Source organism: Pseudomonas sp. LPB4.O (assembly GCF_038383825.1).
Lineage (GTDB): Bacteria > Pseudomonadota > Gammaproteobacteria > Pseudomonadales > Pseudomonadaceae > Aquipseudomonas > Aquipseudomonas putida.
In genome coordinates this window covers 1,672,983-1,692,373 of the sequence record NZ_CP151298.1, presented here as the reverse complement: position 1 = coordinate 1,692,373, position 19,391 = coordinate 1,672,983, and the positions used below count along the sequence as shown (strand labels likewise).

Genomic DNA, 19,391 nt, shown 5'->3' with positions numbered 1-19,391 from the left:
ACCCTGGGGCTGCTTTGCAGCCCATTCGCAGCACAAGGCTGCTCCTACAGGGGATCGCGTAACCCTTGTAGGAGCAGCCTTGTGCTGCGAATGGGCCGCAAAGCGGCCCCTTGCGATTCAATGGGCGAAAATGGACCCACCTTCCTTGCCCACCATCTTCTCCGGTTTTATCAGGAACCGTGCCAGCGCCGGCAGCAGCCACAGCGCGCCAAACATGTTCCACAGCAGCATGAAGGTCAGCATCAGCCCCATATCAGCCTGGAACTTGATTGCCGAGAAGATCCAGGTGCACACGCCGATGGCCAGGCACAAGCCAGTGAACAACACGGCTTTACCCGTCGAACGCAGGGTCTGGTAATAGGCCTCCTGCAACGGCAGCCCGGCACGCAGGAAGCTTTCCAGCCGGCTGTAGATGTAGATGCCGTAATCCACGCCAATCCCCACGCCCAGCGCCACCACCGGCAAGGTCGCCACCTTCACCCCGATGCCCATGTAGGCCATCAGCGCATTGCCCAGCACCGAGGTCAGTACCAGCGGCAGGACGATGCAGAGGGTGGCGGCGAACGAGCGGAAGGTGATCAGGCACATCACTGCCACACAGATGTACACCAGGATCAGGATGGTCAGCTCGGCCGACTTGATCACCTCGTTGGTCGCTGCCTCAATCCCGGCGTTGCCCGCCGCCAGCAGGAACTGCAGGCCTTCCTTGTTGTGGCTGTCGGCAAACGCCTTGGCCGCAGCAGTAACCCGCTCCAGGGTCTCGGCCTTGTGGTCGTTGAGGAACACCAACACCGGCGCCAGCGAGCAGTCACCGTTGTACAGGCCGTCGGCACGGGCGATGGAGTTGTTGAGGATGTCCGGGTTGCGCGACAGGGTTTCCCATTTCAGGCTGCCCTCGTTCATGCCCTTGATCACCTGCTTGGACACGGTCACCAGGGAAATCGCCGACTGCACACCCGGGGTGTTCTGCATGGTCCACATCAGCTCGTCGATCGGCGCCATGGTCGAGTGGACCGAGCACTGCTCCGGCGGGGTCTTGACCATGATCACCAGCACGTCGGAACTGGTCGAGTAGTTGCTGATGATGAAGCTGTTGTCCTGGTTATAGCGCGAGTCGGGGCGCAGCTCCGGCGCGCCCTGGTCGAGGTCGCCGATCTTCAGGTTCTGGCTGTACCACAGGCCGCCGGCGAAGGCGACCAGCGCCAGGGTTACAGACACCGGCGCCACCTTGGCACTGGCGAAGTTCGACAACAGGCGCCAGAACGGGTGCTCGCGGGTGGCGTCCTTCTTGCTGCGCTCGATGGCCTTCTTGCTGATGCCAACGTAGGAAATAGCCACCGGCAACAGGATCAGGTTGGTGAATACGATCACCGCCACGCCGATGGACGCACCGATGGCCAGCTCTCGGATCACCCCGATATCGATGATCAGCAGGGTGATGAAGCCCACCGCGTCTGCGAGGATGGCGATCATGCCCGGCAGGAACAGCTGGCGGAAGGTGCGCCTGGCCGCCGTGAGGGCGTTGTCGGCGTCACTCGACTGCAAGGCGATGCCGTTGATCTTCTGCACCCCGTGGGAAATGCCGATGGCGAAGATCAGGAACGGTACCAACATCGAGTAAGGGTCCAGGCCAAAGCCCACCGCATGCATCAGCCCAAGCTGCCAGACCACCGCCACCAGGGTGGTGATGAGCACGGCGATGGTGCTGCGGATGCACCAGGTGAACCAGTACAACAGCACCCAGGTAATGGCCAGGGCGACGCCGAAGAACATCGCCACCATCACCAGGCCGTCGATCAGGTCGCCGACCTTCTTGGCGAAGCCGACAATGTGGATTTTCACATTGGGGTTCTGCGCCTGGAACTTGTCGCGGATCTTCTCTTCCAGCAGGTGCGAGAACTGCTGGTAGTCCAGCTTGACCTGCTTGCCTGGGTCCTGCGGGTCGGGGTAGCTCTCCAGCAGCGGCACGTCGACGATGCTGGACTTGAAATTGTTACCCACCAGGCGCCCCACCTGGCCGGACTTGAGCACGTTGTCGCGCAGGGTATCGAGGCTGTCCTGCGAACCGTTGTAGGTGTTGGGGATTACCTCGCCACCGGAAAAGCCCTCTTCGGTCACCTCGCTCCAGCGCACGCTGGGGCTCCACAGCGACTTCAGCCCGGCACGGTCGACGCCTGGGATGTAGAACACCTCGTCGTGGACCTGGCGCAGGGTCTCCATGTAGTCCTTGTCGAAGATGTCGCCGTTCACCGCTTCGACCGAAATGCGTACGGTGTTGCCGAGGTTGGCCAGGTCGTTGCGGTGCTCCATCATCTGCTCGATGAACGGGTGCTGCAGCGGGATCATCTTCTCGAAGCTGGTGGACGGGCGAATCTGCGTGGCCTGCCAGAACAGGAATATGCTCACCAGCACGCACAGCGCGATGACCACGGGGCGGTTGTTGAAGATCAGGCGTTCGAGCAGCGTGGCCTTGTCCTGGTGGTGCGGGTGCATGGTAATGCTCTCCCTGCTGGTCATTGGCTCGCCCCCTCGGCACCCTGGGCATCCGCCAGGTGTACACCGCCCTGCCCTACCAGCAGCAGGCCGCCATTGGCCAGGCCGCTGACGCCAGCCAAGGCGATGCGGTCGGCGCGGTTGTACACGCTGAAGGTCTGACCGCCATCGGCGCTGCGCAGCACGCTGCCGCCGTTGCCGACCAGCACCAGGGTGCCATCATCGAGAAGCGTAGCGCTTGCCAGGCCGAATTCGAGGTTACCGCGCGCGGCCTTGAGTTCGATCGGCTGCCAGCTGTCGCCAAAATCGGTGGAACGGAACAGGTTGCCGCGCAGGCCGTACGCAAGCAGGGCGTTTGGCTGGGCGGTGCCGATCACGCCGAACAGCGAGCCCTCGTAAGGGCCCTGGACTTTGGACCAGGTCTGGCCGTTGTCGGCGGAGCGGAACATGCCACCCTGCTCGCCCACGATGAACAGGCCGGCGTCACGCACCCGGGCGATACCGTTCAGGTGCAACTGGTCAGGGTTGTCCAGGCGCTCGGCCACGTCCTGCCAGTGCTGCCCGCCGTCTGTGGTTTCCAGCAAGGCGCCGTAGGCACCCACGGCAAAGCCGTGCTGGGCGTCAAGGAAGGCAACATCGAGCAAGGGCGCTTCGCGGGCGAGGTCTTCGAACTGCTTGCTCCAGGTGGCCCCGCCGTCGTTGCTGGCGAGGATCTGCGCATCATGGCCGACCGCCCAGCCGCGCTTGTCATCGAGGAAGAACACGGCGGTGAGCAACTGCCGGGTGGGGACCCGGGCCTGGGTCCAGGTGCTGCCCTGGTCGTCGGAGAACAGAATGTGGCCGCGATCACCCACCACCACCAGGCGCTTGCCGGCATGGGTGGCGTCGATCAACAGGCTTTGGCTGGCCTTGGCGGATTCGGTGGAGTATTCGTCGGCGGCGGCGGCCTGGGCACTGTCGGCCCACACCCCCAAAGCCAGTGCCAGCACTGCGCTGGCCGCCCATGGCCAGGCACCACGCCTGGCTGGCGCCCATAGCGGTTCCCTCATGACTGCCCCCTTGTTGTGTTCTTGTTGGTGGGTCAATGCATTGCAGGTACTGCGAAAAGCCTGATCTAGAGGCCTGCAATAGCTTGAGGGGATCGTAGCGGGGATGTTGGCGGGGATACAACGGGCGGGGTGTTATGTTTTGTTATCCGGGAATGCAGGGGGCCGCTTCGCGGCCCCATGATCTACCAGGCTTACGCCAGGCTCTTGCTCACCACTTCATACACATCACTGGACAGCTCACCCGAAGCCAAGATCCGCTCCAGCTCGCCCTTCATCAGGGCCTGACGCGCAGCGTCATACTTGCGCCAGCGGGTCAGCGGTGCCAGTTGACGCGAGGCAATCTGCGGGTTCAGCGCATTCAGCTCGATCACCAGGTCCGCCAGGAAACGGTAGCCCGAGCCATCTGCCGCATGGAAGTTGACCAGGTTCTGCCCGGCAAAGGCACCCACCAGCGCACGTACCTTGTTCGGATTCTTCAGGGTGAACGCCGGGTGCTGCATCAACGCCTTGACCCGCGCCAGCCCGCCCGGCAGCGCGCTGGCCGCCTGCACGCTGAACCACTGGTCCATGACCAGCGGGTTGTCCTTGAAGTGCTCGGCAAAGGCTTCCAGGGCCTTGGCCCGCTCGGCTTCGAACGGCGAGTTGACCAGCACCGCCAGGGCCGTGAGGCGTTCGGTCATGTTGTCGCACTGATCGAACTGCTCCAGGGTCGCTTCCAGCACCTGCGGCTTGCCGCTCTGCATCAGGTACGACAGGGCGATGTTCTGCAGGCTACGGCGGGCGAAGTGCTCGGCAGAGGCCACATAAGGGGTGCTGCGCGACACTTCACGGTTGGCCTGGTAGCGCGCCCACAGGGCGTCGAACAGCTGTGCGGCGATCTGCTGGCGGGCGAACTCACGGGCAGCGTGGATGGCATCGACGTCGGCCACCTGGCTGATTTCGGTGAGGTAGGCCTCGCCCGGCAGCGAAAGCATTTCGGCAACCATGGCGGCGTCCAGCGACTCGTTGCCCAGCACGGTGCCCAGGGCAGTGATCAGGCGCTGGTCGAGTTTCAGGGCTTCGCCGCGTTGATGCTGGCCGATCAGTTCTTGCAGTACCTGCACCGACAGCTGCTGGCCCGCTTCCCAGCGGTTGAAACCGTCGCTGTCGTGCTGCATCAGGAACATCAGCTGGTCGCGGTTGTAAGGGAAGCTGAGCTTCACCGGGGCGCTGAAGCCGCGCAGCAGCGAGGGCAACGGCTTGGCCTGGATACCCTCGAAGGTGAACGTCTGCTCGCCCTCGGTCACCGACAGCACACGGCTGGTACCGCCAGCAGCCGGCTCACCGGCCAGACGCAGCGGCAGGTCATTGCCTTCGGCGTCCAGCAGGCCCAGCTCGACCGGGATCACGAACGGGAGCTTTTCGGCCTTGTCCGGGGTTTGCGGGCAGCTCTGGCGGAAGGCCAGGCTGTAGGTCTGCGCAGCAGCGTCATAGGCTTCGCTGACTTCCAGGCGCGGGGTACCGGCCTGGCTGTACCAGCGCTTGAACTGGGTGAAGTCGACGCCGTTGGCGTCTTCCATGGCCTTGATGAAGTCGTCGGTGGTCACCGCCTGGCCATCATGGCGTTCGAAGTACAGGTCGCTGCCTTTGCGGAAGCCTTCGTTACCTAGCAGGGTACGGACCATGCGTACCACTTCGGCGCCCTTCTCGTACACGGTCAGGGTGTAGAAGTTGGAGATTTCGATGAAGCTGTCCGGGCGCACGGGGTGGGCCATGGGGCCGGCGTCTTCGGCGAACTGGTGGGTGCGCAGGTAGGCGACGTCTTCGATGCGCTTGACCGTGCGCGAGTTCATGTCGGCGCTGAACTCGGCATCGCGGAACACCGTGAAGCCTTCTTTCAGCGACAGCTGGAACCAGTCACGGCAGGTGACACGGTTACCCGACCAGTTGTGGAAGTACTCGTGGGCGACCACGCCTTCGACGCGCTGGTGCGCGGCATCGGTGGCGGTTTCGGCACGGGCCAGCACACAGCTGGAATTGAAGATGTTCAGGCCCTTGTTTTCCATGGCGCCCATGTTGAAGTCGTTGACCGCAACAATCATGAAGATGTCCAGGTCGTACTCGCGGCCGTAGACTTCTTCGTCCCAGCGCATGGACTTCTTCAGGCTGACCATGGCGTGGTCGCACTTGTCGAGGTTTTCGGGCTCGACATAGATGCGCAGCATCACATCGCGGCCAGACTGACGTGTGAAGTTGTCCTCGACGCACCACAAGTCACCGGCCACCAGCGCGAACAGGTAGGCCGGCTTCTTGAACGGGTCTTCCCAGGTGGCCCAGTGGCGGCCGTCCTCGGCCGGCCCGCTGCCCGTTGGGTTGCCGTTCGACAACAACACCGGGTAGCGATGCTGCTCGGCGATCACCGTGGTGGTGAAGGTGCTCATCACGTCCGGGCGGTCGAGGTAGTAGGTGATCTTGCGGAAGCCCTCGGCCTCGCACTGGGTGCAGAACATCTTGCCCGACTTGTACAGGCCTTCCAGCGCGGTGTTGCTCTCGGGGTGGATCTTTACGCTGGTGTCGAGGGTGAACTGCTCGGCCTTGGGGTGCAGCGTCAGGCTGTCGGCTTCGAGCTGGTAGTCGCCCGCCTGCAGTTCCTGGTCGTCCAGCGCGGCGCGCAGCAGTTCCAGCTGCTGGCCGTCGAGCACCAGCGGCGGCAGGCCGGCACCGCGTGCCGGGTTGCGGCGCATCACCAGTTGCGCGTGAACCAGGGTGTGGTCCTCGAACAGCTCGAAGGTCAGGTGCGTCTCGTCGATCAGGTACTCGGGCGCCTGGTAATCCTTCAGGTAGATCACTTGCGGTTGTTCGGTACGCATGTGCAGGTCCTTTTTACTGGAGCACGGCCAACTGGTAGGCCGTGTACTTGCGAATATTGATCACACCGGTGTCGAAGATCAGGTACTGGCCCTTGATGCCCAGCAGCGTGCCTTCGGCCACCGGGTCCTTGTCGAGGTTGAAGCTGACGATCTTTTTCGGGTAGGCCTCGACCGGGTACTTCATCTGCACCACTTCGGCGTCGGCCAGCGGCTGGATCGCCTGCAGGCCAAAGCGCCCGTGCAACTCACGCAGGCCATCGGCGCAGGCGTCGAAGATCTGATCGCGGATAGCCGGCAAGTCGAGCACCTCGGCATCGCCTTTGAGCAGCGCGCGCCAGTTGGTGCGGTCCGGCACCTGGCTGCGCAGCACGTCTTCGACCAGGCCTGACTGCTGACGGGTAGCCACACGCATGATCGGCAGGGCCTGGCTGGCGCCCTGGTCGAGCCAGCGGGTGGGCAGCTGAGTGGCGCGGGTGATGCCGACCTTGATCCCTGACGAATTGGCCAGGTAGACCACGTGGTCGGTCATGCAGAACTGTTCGCCCCACGACGGCTCGCGACAGGTGCCAGCGTCGTAGTGGCATTTTTCCGGGGCCATGATGCACACATCGCACTGGGCCAGCTTGGTCATGCACGGGTAGCAGTACCCCTGGCTGAAGCTGGTCTTGGTGCGTTTGCCGCAGTGGTTGCAGTGAATGGCGCCGAGGTATTCCAGGCGCAGGCGCTGGCCGATCAGCGGGTTGACCGGCACCTGCGTGTCATCCAGGCGGAAGCTGTATTGCACCACGGGTGCCTGCAGGCTTACCGCCATTTTGCTCAACGAGCCACGAGCGAGTTCGATCAATGTACCGAGTCCGATTTGAACAGAATGTTGGCGATCGGCGCAGACTTCGATGCGCATTCCTGCGGGCCCATGTAGCCGGTGCGCTGGTCTTCGGGCAGGTTCTGGATCTCCCAGGCGATCACGGCTTGCAGCGAAAGCTCTTTTTGCTCGGCGGTGAGCTTGCGGCCATCGGACCATTTGCCGATTTCCACGGCCAGTTTCAGGCTCTCGTAGATTTCCGGTGTGATGTTTTCAATCATTTGCGCGAAAGTGGACATAGTGTCTCCTGATTCAAGCCGACAGTTTACGCCGGGCCAGCGCCCCACCCAAGAGCCCGGTCAGGCATCCGATGAGCAACCCGCCAACATGGGCGGCGTTGGCGATCTGGCCGAGGCCCAGCGTGCCGACCACACCGGTCAGGCATACCACCAGCCAGATCAGCATCATCACCAGCACGCCCTTTGGCAGGTTGAAGTAACGATTGGGCGCCAGCCACTGATACAGCCAGATATGCCCGAGCAAACCGTACAGCACGCCAGACAGGCCGCCGAACAGGCTCGGCCCGCTGGTGTAGTGCTGGGCCAGGTTGGACACCAGGCTGAACAGCAGGGTCAGGCCCAGCAGCATCCAGGGGCCCTGGCGCAGTTCGATTCGCTTGCCCAGCTCCCAGTACCACAGGCTGTTCATGGCCAGGTGCAGCACACCGAAGTGCAGCAGCATGGGCGATACCAGGCGCCACCACTGGCCTTCGTCCAGAACTTGCGCCAGCGAGCTGAAATACAGGTAGTCGCCCTGGACGCGGAAGTCGAGGAAGGTGAACCAGCTGATGGTGGTGAAGTTGTCGCCCAGGCTGGTGAGGCCGGCGACGATGAAACACAACAGCAGGGTTAGGGTGGTGACCTTGCAGGCTTTGGCCTGTTCTACCAGGGAGGGCTGTGTGGGGCTATTCGTGGGCATGCTCGCTTGCCCTGGTTCCTCTGCCACCTGGATGTCGGCATTGCCGTCGGGGTAGCGTTGGTAGAGTTGCAGCACGTCTTCAACCAGGGTGTCAGGAGCCCAGAGCACCTGGGCATCGCCGTCCTCGCTCACCCGGTGCGGCACCTGCAGGCGCTGCAGCAGGTGGATGAAGCCGCTGAGGTCGACCGACAGCGGCAGGCGCATCACTTCGATAATGTTCATTGGTTGGCCTGTGGGCGGTCGACGTCGACCCAGACGAACTTGTGCGGGTCGATGCGGGTTTCATCATCCAGCCGATAGGCGGCCAGCTTGCCGTAGAGCACGGCGCTGTAGTCCAGGCAGGCCAGGTTGGCGCGGATCGGCGCCGGCCGGCCGCTGCGCCAGTAGTGGCCAACGAACAGCAACGGCTCGTCTTCGGCATAACGCAGCAAGGCGTTCTTCTGGCTGTGGCTGAGCGGGGTACTGGCCACCTCTTCGGGCAGGGCATCGGGCTGGAACACGATGTCGCCGTAGGTTTGCGGGTCTTCTTCCCAGAACTTGGTGCGGAAGAAGGCACGGGTCAGGCCGTCGCCGCCGGTCAGGGTCAGGCCGTCCGGCAGGCGCATGTCGGTGCCGCGCAGCAGGCGGTTGCACACCGTGTCGGCGAAACTGCCACTCACCGCCGAGGCCTGGATGAAGTGCTCATCAATGCGCCCGTCAGGGTATTGCTGGCGCAGCGGCTCGATCAACCGCGGGTCCCAGCAGGCGTGCACCAGGCGGAAGCGCCCGGCGTCGATGAACAGCGGCAGCTGGTAGAACCAGTTGACGAAGTCGTGCCAGTCGCCGGGGTGGTTGGCGAACTGGGTGAGGGTTTCGTCGATCAGCCGGGCGTGGCGTGGCGTGTGCTCGCGCACATAGGCCTTGCCGCTGCCGGGCAGCGCCGGGGTGACCCAGCCCAGGGCGTTGTATTCGTGGTTGCCCATGATGCAGAACGCCTGGCCGGCCTCGACCATGTCATGGACGATGTGCAGCGCCTCGCGAATGCGTGGCCCGCGGTCGACGATATCGCCCAGGAACAGCGCCAGGCGCCTTGGGTGGCGCCACACGCCGGCCACACGCTTGTAACCGAGGGCGTCGAGCAGGCGTTCAAGGGTCAGTGCACAGCCGTGCACGTCACCAATGATGTCGAAACTTCGCGCCGGATCGAGCATCAGTCGTCCCTGCTCCCCAGACGGCTGCCCCAACCCAGTTTGGTGCGGCAGACCTCGTAGTAATTGTGGTCCAGCGGGTGGATAAGGCGCAGCTTCTGCGGTTTCTTGCTCACCGTGATGGTGTCGCCGGGGGCGCAGGTAAAGTGGTTCTGGCCGTCACAGGACACCTGCGGGTAGATCTGCAGGTCCTTGGACACCACGATCTTCAGCTCGCTGTTGCCGTCGACCACGATCGGCCGGCCCGACAGGGTGTGCGGGTACATTGGCACGATGACGATGGCGTCGAGCTTGGGGTGCATGATCGGGCCACCGGCCGACAGCGCGTAGGCGGTGGAACCGGTGGGGGTGGCGACGATCAGGCCGTCGGCCTTCTGGCTGCAGACGAACTGGCCGTCGATGTAGATCTCGAACTCGATCATGCGCGTGGACTTGCCCGGGTGCAGAACCACGTCGTTCAGCGCATCACCCTGGCCGATGGCTTCGTGGTGGCGACGCACCTCGGCCTGCAGCAGGAAGCGGTTTTCCACCAGGTAGTGGCCGTCGAGCACTTGCGCCACTTTCTCTTCCAGCTCGTCGGGGCGGATGTCGGTGAGGAAGCCCAAATTGCCACGGTTGATGCCCAGCACCGGAATGTTGTGCCGGGCCAGGGCGCGGGCGGCGCCCAGCAGGCTGCCGTCGCCGCCGACCACGATGACCAGGTCACAGACCTCGCCCAGCAGCTTGCGGGTGGAGGTTTGCAGGCCATGGCCGGGCAGTACTTCGGCAATGGTGTCTTCGAGAATCACATGCAAGTGGCGCTCGAGGAGGAATTTTTTCAGTCGGCGAATGGTGTCGAGCACCTGCGAGCTGCCAAGGCGACCGATGATACCGATATTGCGAAATTGCTCCATGGGGCTCCTGCGGGGCTCTGCGACGGGTGACGATGGACCGATTATGGGCGAAACCACCGGGCAGCGGCAAACCGGCTATGCTCGCTGGATGACTCCATTCGCCCTGCTCAACGACCTGCCCCGGCAGCTACGCCGCCCCGCCGTGCGCGACCTGGCCTGGGCCCTGCTGTCGCCGCCCCTGCTCAGCGCCCCGCCCTGCCCCCAGCGCCACCCGCTGACGGGCAGCCTCTGGGCGGAGCAGCCGCAGCGCCTCGAGGGCTGGTTGCGGGCGCTGGATGCCGACGATCGCCCGTTGCGCGATTGGCTGGCAAAGCTCGGCAGCCGGCGGCTGGGGCTTTACTACGAACGGCTGTGGCAATTTGCCCTGGGCCAGGCACCCGGCATCGAGCTGCTGGCGGCCAACCTGGCAATCCGTGACGGTGGGCACACCCTGGGCGAGCTGGACGTGGTGCTGCGCGACCGCGACGGTGTGCACCACCTTGAGCTGGCGATCAAGTTGTACCTGGGGCCGCAAGACGCCGGGCACGACCCGCATGCCTGGCTGGGGCCTGGGTGCCATGACCGGCTGGAGACCAAGCTTGCGCACCTGACCGGGCACCAGTTGCCCATGTCGAACGGCGCGCACAGCCGCGAGCTGTTGGCACGGTTGGGGGTTGAGCAGGTGCAGGCACACGTGTGGCTGGGTGGCTACCTGTTCTATCCGTGGCCTGGGCATGCCGAACCACCTGCGGGCGCCAACCCGCAGCACTTGCGCGGGCGCTGGGTGCGCCGGCGGGACTGGGTCATGGCAGAGGGTGAGCATTGGCAGCCATTGCAGCGGCATGCCTGGCTGGCACCTGCGCGGGTCGAGGCAGGCGACGGCTGGACGGTGGAGCAGTTTGCGGCCTGGTTGCACATGCTTGAGCGGCAGGCGCCGGCGCAGTTGCTGGTGAGGTTGGAGCCTGATGCTGATGGTGCCTGGCAGGAGGTGGAGCGGGTGTTTCTGGTGGCTGACAGTTGGCCATTTTCAGCGCAGGCATGATGTTGCCTGACCCGGCCTCTTCGCAGCACAAGGCTGCTCCTACAGGGACCGTACAGGTCTTGAGAGCCGTGCTGCCCGTGTAGGAGCAGCCTTGTGCTGCGAAGAGGCCGGCACAGGCAACACAATTTTCACAGACCTAGCGCAAAGATTTGTTTCTGGTAACCACTACAGTGGTACCTGAGCGCCAGCAAGAGCGCCATTTTGACCTGATGACGAGGACCGATCATGGTTTCATCCACCCCCGCGACCCATTACGCGCGCCTGTCCATTGCCCTGCATTGGCTGATGCTGGTGCTGCTGGCCGCTGTCTATGCACTCATCGAATTGCGCGGCCTGTTCCCCAAGGACAGTGCCGAACGCAACCTGATGAAGGACCTGCACTTCATGCTCGGGCTCAGCGTGTTCGTGCTGGTCTGGCTGCGCCTGGCCATGCGCCTGAGCCGCCCTACCCCGCCCATCGTGCCCAAGCCGCCGGCCTGGCAGACCGGCCTTGCGCACCTGATGCACCTGGCGCTGTACCTGCTGATGATCGGCCTGCCGCTGGCCGGCTGGCTGATCCTCAGCGCCGCCGACAAACCGGTGCCGTTCTTCGGCCTGGAACTGCCGCACCTGATCGGTCCGGACCCGGACCAGGCCAAGTTCATCAAAGGCTGGCATGAACGCGTGGGCAGCTGGGGCTACTGGCTGATCGGCCTGCACGCGGTGGCCGGGCTGTACCACCACTATGTGCAGCGCGACAACACGCTGCTGCGCATGCTGCCCTACAAGTAACCTCGCCGGCCCTGCAGGCCACCGGTGTGTACCACGATCAGGCGGGTGCCGGGCGCGAACAGCCCGGCCTCGACCTGATCACGCAAGGCCAGCAGGGCCTTGCCGGTGTAGAGGGCTTCAAGCGGTACACCGCTGTGCAGCTCGCACTCTGCGACGAATCCCAGCAGCTCATCGTCGAATTTGCCGAAACCGCCACGGCAAGCGTCGTGTAGCTGGTAGCCGTGCGCACCGGCCAATGCTGTCACCGCGTCCGGCACACCATGATCCCTGGGCACAGCCAGCGCGCCATGGACGGCATGTGCACCCGCCTCGGCCAGTACCAGGCCGGCCAAGGTAGTACCTGTTCCGGCAGCCAGCCACCAGGCATCGTAGCCCGACCAGCCCAGTGCCGTGATCTGCGCGCGTGCCTGTTCCATGATCAGGCCACAGCCCTGTGCACCGGCCGGCCCGCCGCCGCCTTCCGGAATGCAATGCCAGCCTGGGTAGCGTGCCTGCCAGGGCCCCCAGAATCCGGGTTCGTTGCGCGCGCGGTAGCCGCCGTAGCCCAGCCAGTGCAGCTCCATGCCCAGCGCCTGAAGGTCACGCACCGTAGGTGTTTCCTGAGCGTGACCCCGCAGCAGGCCGGCGGTGGCGAAGCCGAAGCGCTTGCCGGCGGCGGCCAGGGCGTGCAGGTGGTTGGAATGGTTGCCGCCGAGGCTGATCAGGCCCGGGGCTTTGCTGACGCTGGCTTGCTGCAGGTGATGGCGAAGCTTGAACCACTTGTTGCCGCTGATCAGTGGGTCGATCAGGTCCAGCCGCAGGATGGCGGCCTCGACATTGGCAATTGCCAGCCAAGGCAGGCTCAGGGGTTGCAGGGGCGCTTGAGGGAAGTCGAAAAGCATCGTGCGAGTTTACCAGCGAAATCCTGGGGCCGCTGTGCGGCCCCAGCAACCTCAGAGCTCAGCCGCCAGCCTTGAACCTTGGTTGATCGCCCGTTTGGCATCCAGCTCGGCCGCCACATCGGCCCCGCCAATCAGGTGCACCGACTGCCCCGCCGCCACCAGGCCGTCCTGCAACTCACGCAGCGGGTCCTGCCCGGCGCAGATCACCACGTTGTCCACCGGCAGCACCTGCGGCTCGCCGTCCGCCACGCGGATGTGCAAACCGGCATCGTCGATACCCAGGTACTCGACGCTGTTCAGCATCTGCACCCGCTTGTTCTTCAACCCGGTGCGGTGAATCCAGCCGGTCGTCTTGCCCAGGCCATCACCCACCTTGGACTTCTTGCGCTGCAACAGGTAGACCTGGCGCGCCGGGGCATGCGGCTCGGCCTTGACCCCGGCCACACCACCACGCGCCTCAAGCTGGGTATCGATGCCCCACTCCTTCCAGAACGCCTCACGGTCCTGGCTGGTGGCCACGCCCTCGTGCACCAGGTACTCGGACACATCGAAACCGATGCCACCCGCACCAATCACCGCAACCGCCTTGCCCACCGGCTTGCGCTCAAGCAGCACGTCCAGGTAGCTGAGCACCTTGGCATGCTCGACACCTGGGATGTCCGGGGTACGCGGTGCGATGCCAGTGGCCAGGATGATTTCGTCGTAGCCGCCGCTCACCAACGCCTGTACGTCGACACGGGTATTCAGGCGCAGGTCCACGCCCGTGTTTTTCACCTTGTTGCGGAAATAGCGCAGGGTTTCGAAGAACTCCTCCTTGCCAGGCACCCGCTTGGCCACGTTGAACTGGCCGCCGATTTCGCTGGCGGCGTCAAACAGCGTCACCGCATGGCCACGCTCGGCTGCCACGGTGGCCGCAGCCAAACCGGCGGGGCCGGCGCCAACCACGGCAATGCGCTTCACTGCCCGTACTGGCAGGTAGTTGAGCTCGGTTTCGTGGCAGGCACGCGGGTTGACCAGGCAGCTGGTCAGCTTGCCGCCAAAAGTATGGTCCAGGCAGGCCTGGTTGCAGCCGATGCAGGTATTGATCTCGTCGGCGCGGCCAGCCGCTGCCTTGTTGACGAAGTCCGGGTCGGCCAGGAACGGCCGGGCCATCGAGACCATGTCGGCATCGCCTTCGGCCAATACGGCTTCGGCCACTTCCGGCGTATTGATACGGTTGGTGGTGATCAACGGAATGCTCACCACACCACGCAGCTTGGCGGTTACTTTGGTAAATGCCGCACGCGGGACCTTGGTGGCAATGGTCGGGATACGCGCTTCGTGCCAGCCGATGCCGGTGTTGATCAAGGTCGCGCCGGCCTGCTCGATGGCCTTGGCCAGCAGCTCGATCTCGTCCCAGGTGCTGCCACCCTCGACCAGGTCGAGCATCGACAGGCGGAAGATGATGATGAAATTCGGCCCTACCGCGCCGCGCACCCGGCTGACGATTTCCACCGCCAGGCGCATGCGGTTTTCGTAGCTGCCGCCCCAGCGGTCGGTGCGGTGGTTGGTATGGGCAGCCAGGAACTGATTGATGAAGTAGCCCTCCGAACCCATGATCTCGACGCCGTCGTAGCCGGCGCGCAGGGCCAGTGCCGCGCAATTGACGAAGTCGGCGATCTGTTTCTCGATGCCCTCCTCGTCCAGCTCTTTGGGCTTGAACGGGTTGATCGGCGCCTGGATTGCGCTAGGTGCCACCTGCCGTGGGCTGTAGGCGTAGCGCCCGGCATGCAGGATCTGCAGGCACACCTTGCCACCGGCGGCGTGCACGGCTTCGGTGACGATGCGGTGCTTGTCGGCTTCTTCCTCGGTGCTGAGCTTGGCCGCGCCGGAATACACCCCGCCTTCATCGTTGGGCGCAATGCCGCCCGTGACCATCAGGCCGACGCCGCCCCGGGCGCGTTCGGCAAAGTACGCGGCCATGCGCTCGAAGCCGCCGGGGCGCTCTTCGAGGCCGGTGTGCATCGAGCCCATCAAGGTGCGGTTGCGCAGAGTGGTGAAGCCCAGGTCCAGCGGAGCGAGCAGGTGCGGGTAGCGGTCGGCGGCCATGGAAGGTCCCCTGGTGGCGTGATCACGGGATGCGGGCACCTCACTGGTCGGCGGGGCCCGTCGTTTGTCTGTCAGCGACATTAAACAGCCGTTTGAATTGGCTCAATGATCGAAACTGACAAGTTATTGATCCTGACGAACAGCAGGACTACGCTAGGGAACCCTCGTTTCTTAAGGCGTCGTCCTGTTTCATGCGAAAACTCCTGGCAAGCGCCCTGGCGCTGGTGATGATCGCTTCCCTCTGCGGCTACGGTTTCTGGACCCAACAGCGCCCGGAAGGCCACTACCTTTCCGACCTGCGCATCGAGCTGGCACTCAACCATGGCGTACCGGGCGAGCACGGCAACCTGCTGGGCGTCGAGCCGCTGCTGTACCCAGGCGACTACCAGAACCTGCAACGCCTTCACCGCAAGCTGGCAGCCTATCTGGAGCAGGCCCGCGCCCAGGGCCTGGTGAGCCCGCGCACGGTGGTGGTGCTGCCGGAGCACATCGGTACCTGGCTATGGGCTCGCGGGGAAAAGAACGAGCTGTATCAGGTCACGCAAAGCCGCGAGGCCTTGCAATGGCTGGAGCTGAGCAACCCGCTGCGTTACGGCCTGGCCATGCTGGGTGCCGACGGCGACGATTGGCGCGCGGATGCACACCTGCGCATGAAGGCCGAGCAGATGGCCGCGGACTACCAACAGCTGTTCGGCGGGCTGGCCAAAGAGTTTGGCGTCACCCTGGTGGCTGGCTCCATCGTGCTGCCTGCGCCATACGTGAAACAGGGCGTGCTGCACGCCGGCAGTGGCCCGCTGTTCAATAGCAGCCTGGTGTTTGCCGGTGATGGCTCACTGCTGGGCCAGCCACAGCGCCAGCAATTCCCCGACAGTGAAATGCGCCGCTATGTCCACGATGGCCGCCAACAACCCCTGCAAGTGGTGCAAACCCCTGCCGGGCGCCTGGGTGTACTGGTGGGCAGTGACAGCTGGTACCCGGAAAACCATCAGCAACTGGCACAACAAGCGGTACAACTGATCGCCAACCCGGTATTCCTCAGCGGCAAGGGCAGTTGGGAAGCGCCATGGCGTGGCAATCGCCACCAGGAGGCCAGCGCCGGGCTGCCCCTGCAACGTGGCGAGGTCAGCGAACAGAGCGCCTGGCAACGCCTGACCGAGGCCGCAGGGGCCAGCGTCAGCAGCATGAGCGTGTTCATGCGCGGGCAGTTCTGGGAACAGGCCAGCGACGGCCAGGGCTTTGCCCGCCAGTCGGGTGAGTTGCTGGCGGGTACCCCCAGCCATGGCGCTCGCCTGCTGAACTTGTGGCTATAGGCCCATGGCCCGCCCCCGTGTACGCCTGGGCGACCTTTCGGTAGGCTTTGTCCAGCCGCTGACCGATGCCCTGCGCGAACTGGGTCACGAGCCTGAGCCTCTGCTGCGCCGCTATGGCCTGGATGCACCCCGCCTCGCAGAGGCCGGCGCGCGCTTGTCGATCCCCCGTTACATGCACCTGGGCCACGCCGCCATCGAGCTGTGCGGTGACGCCGCGCTGGGCCTGCACATGGGGCGCCTGAGCCGACTGGCGCATGCCGGTCTCGCCGGGGTCACCGCCGCCCAGGCGCCGACCTTGGGCGATGCGGCGCGCACCCTGCTGCGCTTCGAGCCACTGTATGCGGCCAACTACCGTGGCCATTCCAGCTTCGAGGAAGATGCCCAGGGCGCCTGGTTGCGCTTCTACTCCATCAGCCCCTACAACGCCTACAACCGCTTCGTGGTGGATTCACTGCTTGCCGGCTGGCTGGCGCAGCTGGCCGATCTGGCTGGCACAACGGTGCAGGCCGAGCGCCTGGACATCGAATTTTCCGCGCCTCCCTATGCGGCGCGCTATCAGCCGCTGTGCAGCGCACCCGTACAGTTCGCGGCCGAGGGCAACCAGCTGCGTCTGAGCCGCGCCACACTGCAGCTGGCCAACCCCAGGCACTGCCCAAGCACCTGGCAGCACCTGCTGCAGCTGTGTGAGGCGCAAATGCAACAGCTTACGCGGGTGCGCAGCCTGGGTGAGCGCATTACTCATCTGCTGGGCCCGCTGCTCAATGGCGGCCGTGAACCGGACCTGGAAGAAGTGGCGCTGCACTTGCAGTTGCCCACCTGGACCCTGCGCCGCAAGCTGGCCGAGGAAGGCACGCGCTTTCGCGACTTGCTCAATGAAACGCGGCGCGACCTGGCCGAGACCTATATCCGTGACACGGAGCTGGCCTTTGGCGAGATTGCCTATCTGTTGGGGTTTGCTTCGGCCGAGGCCTTCCAGCGCGCGTTCAAGCGCTGGACGGGCCTTACGCCGGGGGAGTTCCGCCGCAGCCAGCGGCGGGCGGGCTAAAGCTCGGTAGCGTCTTCAGCCGGTTCCGGGGTGTCCAGTTCGTAAGCCTGGGTTTCGAGTAGTTCTTCCTGGTATTCATCCATCGCCCTGCGTCCTCTTTGCTCGTTATGTCTTCGTAGGTATCACCTTCAGCCTAGGCAGGTGGGATGAAGAGATGATGACAAGCTTATGAGTGATAAACGTAGCAGGTGTTCAGGAAGTTATCGCGGGGTGTCTGTAACAGGGAATGTTGAAAGCCTGTACCGGCCTCTTCGCGGGCTTGCCCGCTCCCACAGGTCCTTCACAAGCTCTGAAACTTGCGCATTACATGTGGGAGCGGGCAAGCCCGCGAAAGGGCCGGTACGGGCGCCCCGTCAAAGGGAAGGCGACGCGGCCTCGGCAGGCTGGGCTTCCTGCTGCACCTGAATCGGCGCTGCTTCGGCCGGCGGCGCGACCGGCTGCGAGCCCTGGCTGTCATTCACCACCGGTGCCGCTGCTGCTTCACTGGCCGGGGCAACGGCCGCAGCCGCTGGTGCAACTTGCGCCACAGGTACGGCTTCCGGAGCCGGGGCAGGTGCCACCGGGTTCGCAGCTGCCTGCTCCGGCAGCCCCAGTTCCACCGCGGGTTTCTGTACCTTGGGCGCCTCGACCTTGGCCTCTTCGACCTTCTTCGGCTTCGGTTTGGGCAGGTAGCTCTCTACCAGGGCGAAATACCGGTCATAGAACTGCGCCGCCGTCACCGTTTCGCTGGCCACCTTGACCATCGAGTCGTCGCTGGAGCCGATCGGCATCGATACCGAACCCAGCACGCCCACGCCCAGGCTGGCGGAGGTGTTGGACTTTTTCAGGGCGTAACGGTCCTGCAGGGCGTTGGCGAACATGGTCGAACGCTGCTCGTCGCTCACATCCGGCGCGCAGGTCACGTTGAAGCTGATCTGCAGGTGGTTCTCGCTGTTCTGCTGGAAGCTCTTGTTGCCCACCACCTGGTTGGTGCCGCTGTTGGTGATGATGTAGCCCTGGCTGAGCAAGGCACGCCGGGCGGCCTCGCAGGAGCCGGCATCGCTCACCGGAAAACTGCGCGAGAAGGTACCCGAGTCATCGAAGTTCTCGTGCTCGTACACGGCGGTTTTTTTCGAGGAACAACCGGCCACCCCCGCCAGCACCAGGGCCAGCCCGAGCGCACCAAAGACGGAAGATCTGGTCATTGCGAATTCCGGGTAAGTCGAGAAGGTGCCTATTGTGCAACACAGCAGGCAGGCACAGGAACCACTGGTCGGTGAAGAGTCTGTCAGGTTGGCGTAAATCTGGGTAAAGCCGGGGGTTTCCAGCCGTAGAAACAAAAAAAGCGACCCGAAGGTCGCTTTTTTCGTGCTTCAAGGCGTTCAAGGGGCCTTGAGGCTAAGATGGCGCAGCGGACGGGACTCGAACCCGCGACCCCCGGCGTGACAGGCCGGTATTCTAACCGACTGAACTACCGCTGCGTATCATTCAGGCTTGCGCCCGATTGAAACCTGGGTCTACCCTTCCGGCGCAATGGCCTCAGGGCAGGCACAAAAAAAGCGACAACACGATCGCTTCTCTTGTGTTTGCTTCAAGGTGTTCTAGGGACCTTGAAACGAAGATGGCGCAGCGGACGGGACTCGAACCCGCGACCCCCGGCGTGACAGGCCGGTATTCTAACCGACTGAACTACCGCTGCGTATCGTTCAGGCTTGCGCCTGATTGAAACTGGGATCAGCCAAAGGCATTTTGCCTTGTGGCTTCAGACCGGTGCATGGCACCCATCTGTTACTGAAAAATGGCGCAGCGGACGGGACTCGAACCCGCGACCCCCGGCGTGACAGGCCGGTATTCTAACCGACTGAACTACCGCTGCGCAGTGCGTTCCTCTCTGGCTATCGGCTTCTTGCGAAACTTTTGCACCAGGAACTTCTCAGGAAGTGGTGGGTGATGACGGGATCGAACCGCCGACCCTCTGCTTGTAAGGCAGATGCTCTCCCGGCTGAGCTAATCACCCTCGCTGTGTTGCTTGTTGCGTTTGCTTC

General features: G+C 64.0%; 15 protein-coding genes and 4 tRNA genes. 4 read left to right on the top strand and 15 right to left on the bottom strand.

The window, feature by feature from the left end:
• Positions 1-117: 117 nt before the first annotated feature.
• The 8 genes from MRBLPB4O_RS07670 to MRBLPB4O_RS07635 all read right to left on the bottom strand — a co-directional run bounded on the left by MRBLPB4O_RS07670 (position 118) and on the right by MRBLPB4O_RS07635 (position 10,251).
• Positions 118-2,493 (bottom strand): RND family transporter, encoded by a 2,376-nt coding sequence (locus tag MRBLPB4O_RS07670; protein WP_063425058.1) that lies wholly within the window; start codon positions 2,491-2,493, stop codon positions 118-120.
• 20 nt (positions 2,494-2,513) lie between these two features.
• Positions 2,514-3,542 carry a YCF48-related protein gene (locus MRBLPB4O_RS07665; RefSeq protein WP_341797985.1) on the bottom strand — a complete coding sequence of 343 codons (1,029 nt, stop codon included), beginning with the start codon at positions 3,540-3,542 and terminating at the stop codon, positions 2,514-2,516.
• Positions 3,543-3,733: 191 nt separating this feature from the next.
• Positions 3,734-6,391, bottom strand: coding sequence for an aminopeptidase N (gene pepN, locus MRBLPB4O_RS07660; protein ID WP_341797984.1), 2,658 nt, complete (start codon positions 6,389-6,391; stop codon positions 3,734-3,736).
• A gap of 13 nt (positions 6,392-6,404) precedes the next feature.
• Positions 6,405-7,235, bottom strand: coding sequence for a DUF2797 domain-containing protein (locus MRBLPB4O_RS07655; RefSeq protein WP_341797983.1), 831 nt, complete (start codon positions 7,233-7,235; stop codon positions 6,405-6,407).
• Positions 7,232-7,492 carry a DUF1315 family protein gene (locus tag MRBLPB4O_RS07650; RefSeq protein ID WP_016500845.1) on the bottom strand — a complete coding sequence of 87 codons (261 nt, stop codon included), beginning with the start codon at positions 7,490-7,492 and terminating at the stop codon, positions 7,232-7,234. Before MRBLPB4O_RS07650 ends, MRBLPB4O_RS07655 begins: the two co-directional genes overlap by 4 nt.
• A gap of 13 nt (positions 7,493-7,505) precedes the next feature.
• Complete coding sequence (locus MRBLPB4O_RS07645) at positions 7,506-8,393, bottom strand: rhomboid family intramembrane serine protease (RefSeq protein ID WP_341797982.1); 888 nt, start codon at positions 8,391-8,393, stop codon at positions 7,506-7,508.
• Complete coding sequence (locus MRBLPB4O_RS07640) at positions 8,390-9,364, bottom strand: metallophosphoesterase (RefSeq protein ID WP_341798863.1); 975 nt, start codon at positions 9,362-9,364, stop codon at positions 8,390-8,392. The genes MRBLPB4O_RS07645 and MRBLPB4O_RS07640 overlap by 4 nt, the downstream gene beginning before the upstream one ends.
• Complete coding sequence (locus MRBLPB4O_RS07635; protein WP_341797981.1) at positions 9,361-10,251, bottom strand: NAD(+) kinase; 891 nt, start codon at positions 10,249-10,251, stop codon at positions 9,361-9,363. Before MRBLPB4O_RS07635 ends, MRBLPB4O_RS07640 begins: the two co-directional genes overlap by 4 nt.
• A 43-nt stretch (positions 10,252-10,294) precedes the next feature.
• Here MRBLPB4O_RS07635 and MRBLPB4O_RS07630 point away from each other — a divergent pair, with 43 nt between their 5' ends.
• Both MRBLPB4O_RS07630 and MRBLPB4O_RS07625 read left to right on the top strand, forming a co-directional pair.
• Positions 10,295-11,272, top strand: a complete 978-nt coding sequence (locus MRBLPB4O_RS07630; RefSeq protein ID WP_341797980.1) for a DUF1853 family protein — start codon at positions 10,295-10,297, stop codon at positions 11,270-11,272.
• Positions 11,273-11,497: 225 nt separating this feature from the next.
• Complete coding sequence (locus MRBLPB4O_RS07625) at positions 11,498-12,043, top strand: cytochrome b (RefSeq protein ID WP_341797979.1); 546 nt, start codon at positions 11,498-11,500, stop codon at positions 12,041-12,043.
• Here MRBLPB4O_RS07625 and MRBLPB4O_RS07620 read toward each other — a convergent pair.
• Both MRBLPB4O_RS07620 and MRBLPB4O_RS07615 read right to left on the bottom strand, forming a co-directional pair.
• Positions 12,034-12,924, bottom strand: coding sequence for a pyridoxal-phosphate dependent enzyme (locus tag MRBLPB4O_RS07620; protein WP_341797978.1), 891 nt, complete (start codon positions 12,922-12,924; stop codon positions 12,034-12,036). The two genes, MRBLPB4O_RS07625 and MRBLPB4O_RS07620, sit on opposite strands and share 10 nt — an antisense overlap.
• 51 nt (positions 12,925-12,975) lie before the next feature.
• Positions 12,976-15,012 carry an NADPH-dependent 2,4-dienoyl-CoA reductase gene (locus MRBLPB4O_RS07615; RefSeq protein ID WP_341797977.1) on the bottom strand — a complete coding sequence of 679 codons (2,037 nt, stop codon included), beginning with the start codon at positions 15,010-15,012 and terminating at the stop codon, positions 12,976-12,978.
• A 191-nt stretch (positions 15,013-15,203) separates the two neighbouring features.
• On the opposite strand from MRBLPB4O_RS07615, the gene MRBLPB4O_RS07610 reads away from it, so the two are divergent.
• Entirely contained in the window at positions 15,204-16,322 is a 1,119-nt protein-coding gene (locus tag MRBLPB4O_RS07610) for a nitrilase-related carbon-nitrogen hydrolase (protein ID WP_341797976.1), read from the top strand.
• Positions 16,323-16,326: 4 nt separating this feature from the next.
• Positions 16,327-17,367, top strand: coding sequence for an AraC family transcriptional regulator (locus MRBLPB4O_RS07605; protein WP_341797975.1), 1,041 nt, complete (start codon positions 16,327-16,329; stop codon positions 17,365-17,367).
• Positions 17,368-17,720: 353 nt separating this feature from the next.
• On the opposite strand, the gene MRBLPB4O_RS07600 is transcribed toward MRBLPB4O_RS07605, so the two are convergent.
• From MRBLPB4O_RS07600 to MRBLPB4O_RS07580, 5 genes are all read right to left on the bottom strand, one after another.
• Positions 17,721-18,551: a DUF2242 domain-containing protein gene (locus MRBLPB4O_RS07600; protein ID WP_341797974.1), complete on the bottom strand. Its 831-nt coding sequence runs from the start codon at positions 18,549-18,551 to the stop codon at positions 17,721-17,723.
• A gap of 199 nt (positions 18,552-18,750) precedes the next feature.
• Positions 18,751-18,827 (bottom strand) — tRNA-Asp (locus MRBLPB4O_RS07595).
• A gap of 141 nt (positions 18,828-18,968) precedes the next feature.
• Positions 18,969-19,045, bottom strand: a tRNA-Asp gene (locus tag MRBLPB4O_RS07590).
• 100 nt (positions 19,046-19,145) lie between these two features.
• Positions 19,146-19,222: transfer RNA gene (locus MRBLPB4O_RS07585), tRNA-Asp, on the bottom strand.
• 65 nt (positions 19,223-19,287) lie between these two features.
• Positions 19,288-19,363, bottom strand: a tRNA-Val gene (locus MRBLPB4O_RS07580).
• Positions 19,364-19,391: the final 28 nt, after the last annotated feature.

Excerpts from the sequence above, each read along its gene's own strand:
- pepN (WP_341797984.1), bottom strand. The coding sequence starts at position 6,391 with ATGCGTACCGAACAACCGCAAGTGATCTACCTGAAGGATTACCAGGCG.
- MRBLPB4O_RS07645 (WP_341797982.1), bottom strand. The coding sequence starts at position 8,393 with ATGAACATTATCGAAGTGATGCGCCTGCCGCTGTCGGTCGACCTCAGC.
- MRBLPB4O_RS07600 (WP_341797974.1), bottom strand. The coding sequence starts at position 18,551 with ATGACCAGATCTTCCGTCTTTGGTGCGCTCGGGCTGGCCCTGGTGCTG.
- MRBLPB4O_RS07630 (WP_341797980.1), top strand. The coding sequence starts at position 10,295 with ATGGGCGAAACCACCGGGCAGCGGCAAACCGGCTATGCTCGCTGGATG.
- MRBLPB4O_RS07625 (WP_341797979.1), top strand. The coding sequence starts at position 11,498 with ATGGTTTCATCCACCCCCGCGACCCATTACGCGCGCCTGTCCATTGCC.
- MRBLPB4O_RS07615 (WP_341797977.1), bottom strand. The coding sequence starts at position 15,012 with ATGGCCGCCGACCGCTACCCGCACCTGCTCGCTCCGCTGGACCTGGGC.
- MRBLPB4O_RS07620 (WP_341797978.1), bottom strand. The coding sequence starts at position 12,924 with ATGCTTTTCGACTTCCCTCAAGCGCCCCTGCAACCCCTGAGCCTGCCT.
- MRBLPB4O_RS07610 (WP_341797976.1), top strand. The coding sequence starts at position 15,204 with ATGCGAAAACTCCTGGCAAGCGCCCTGGCGCTGGTGATGATCGCTTCC.
- MRBLPB4O_RS07665 (WP_341797985.1), bottom strand. The coding sequence starts at position 3,542 with ATGAGGGAACCGCTATGGGCGCCAGCCAGGCGTGGTGCCTGGCCATGG.
- MRBLPB4O_RS07635 (WP_341797981.1), bottom strand. The coding sequence starts at position 10,251 with ATGGAGCAATTTCGCAATATCGGTATCATCGGTCGCCTTGGCAGCTCG.
- MRBLPB4O_RS07650 (WP_016500845.1), bottom strand. The coding sequence starts at position 7,492 with ATGTCCACTTTCGCGCAAATGATTGAAAACATCACACCGGAAATCTAC.
- MRBLPB4O_RS07605 (WP_341797975.1), top strand. The coding sequence starts at position 16,327 with ATGGCCCGCCCCCGTGTACGCCTGGGCGACCTTTCGGTAGGCTTTGTC.
- MRBLPB4O_RS07670 (WP_063425058.1), bottom strand. The coding sequence starts at position 2,493 with ATGCACCCGCACCACCAGGACAAGGCCACGCTGCTCGAACGCCTGATC.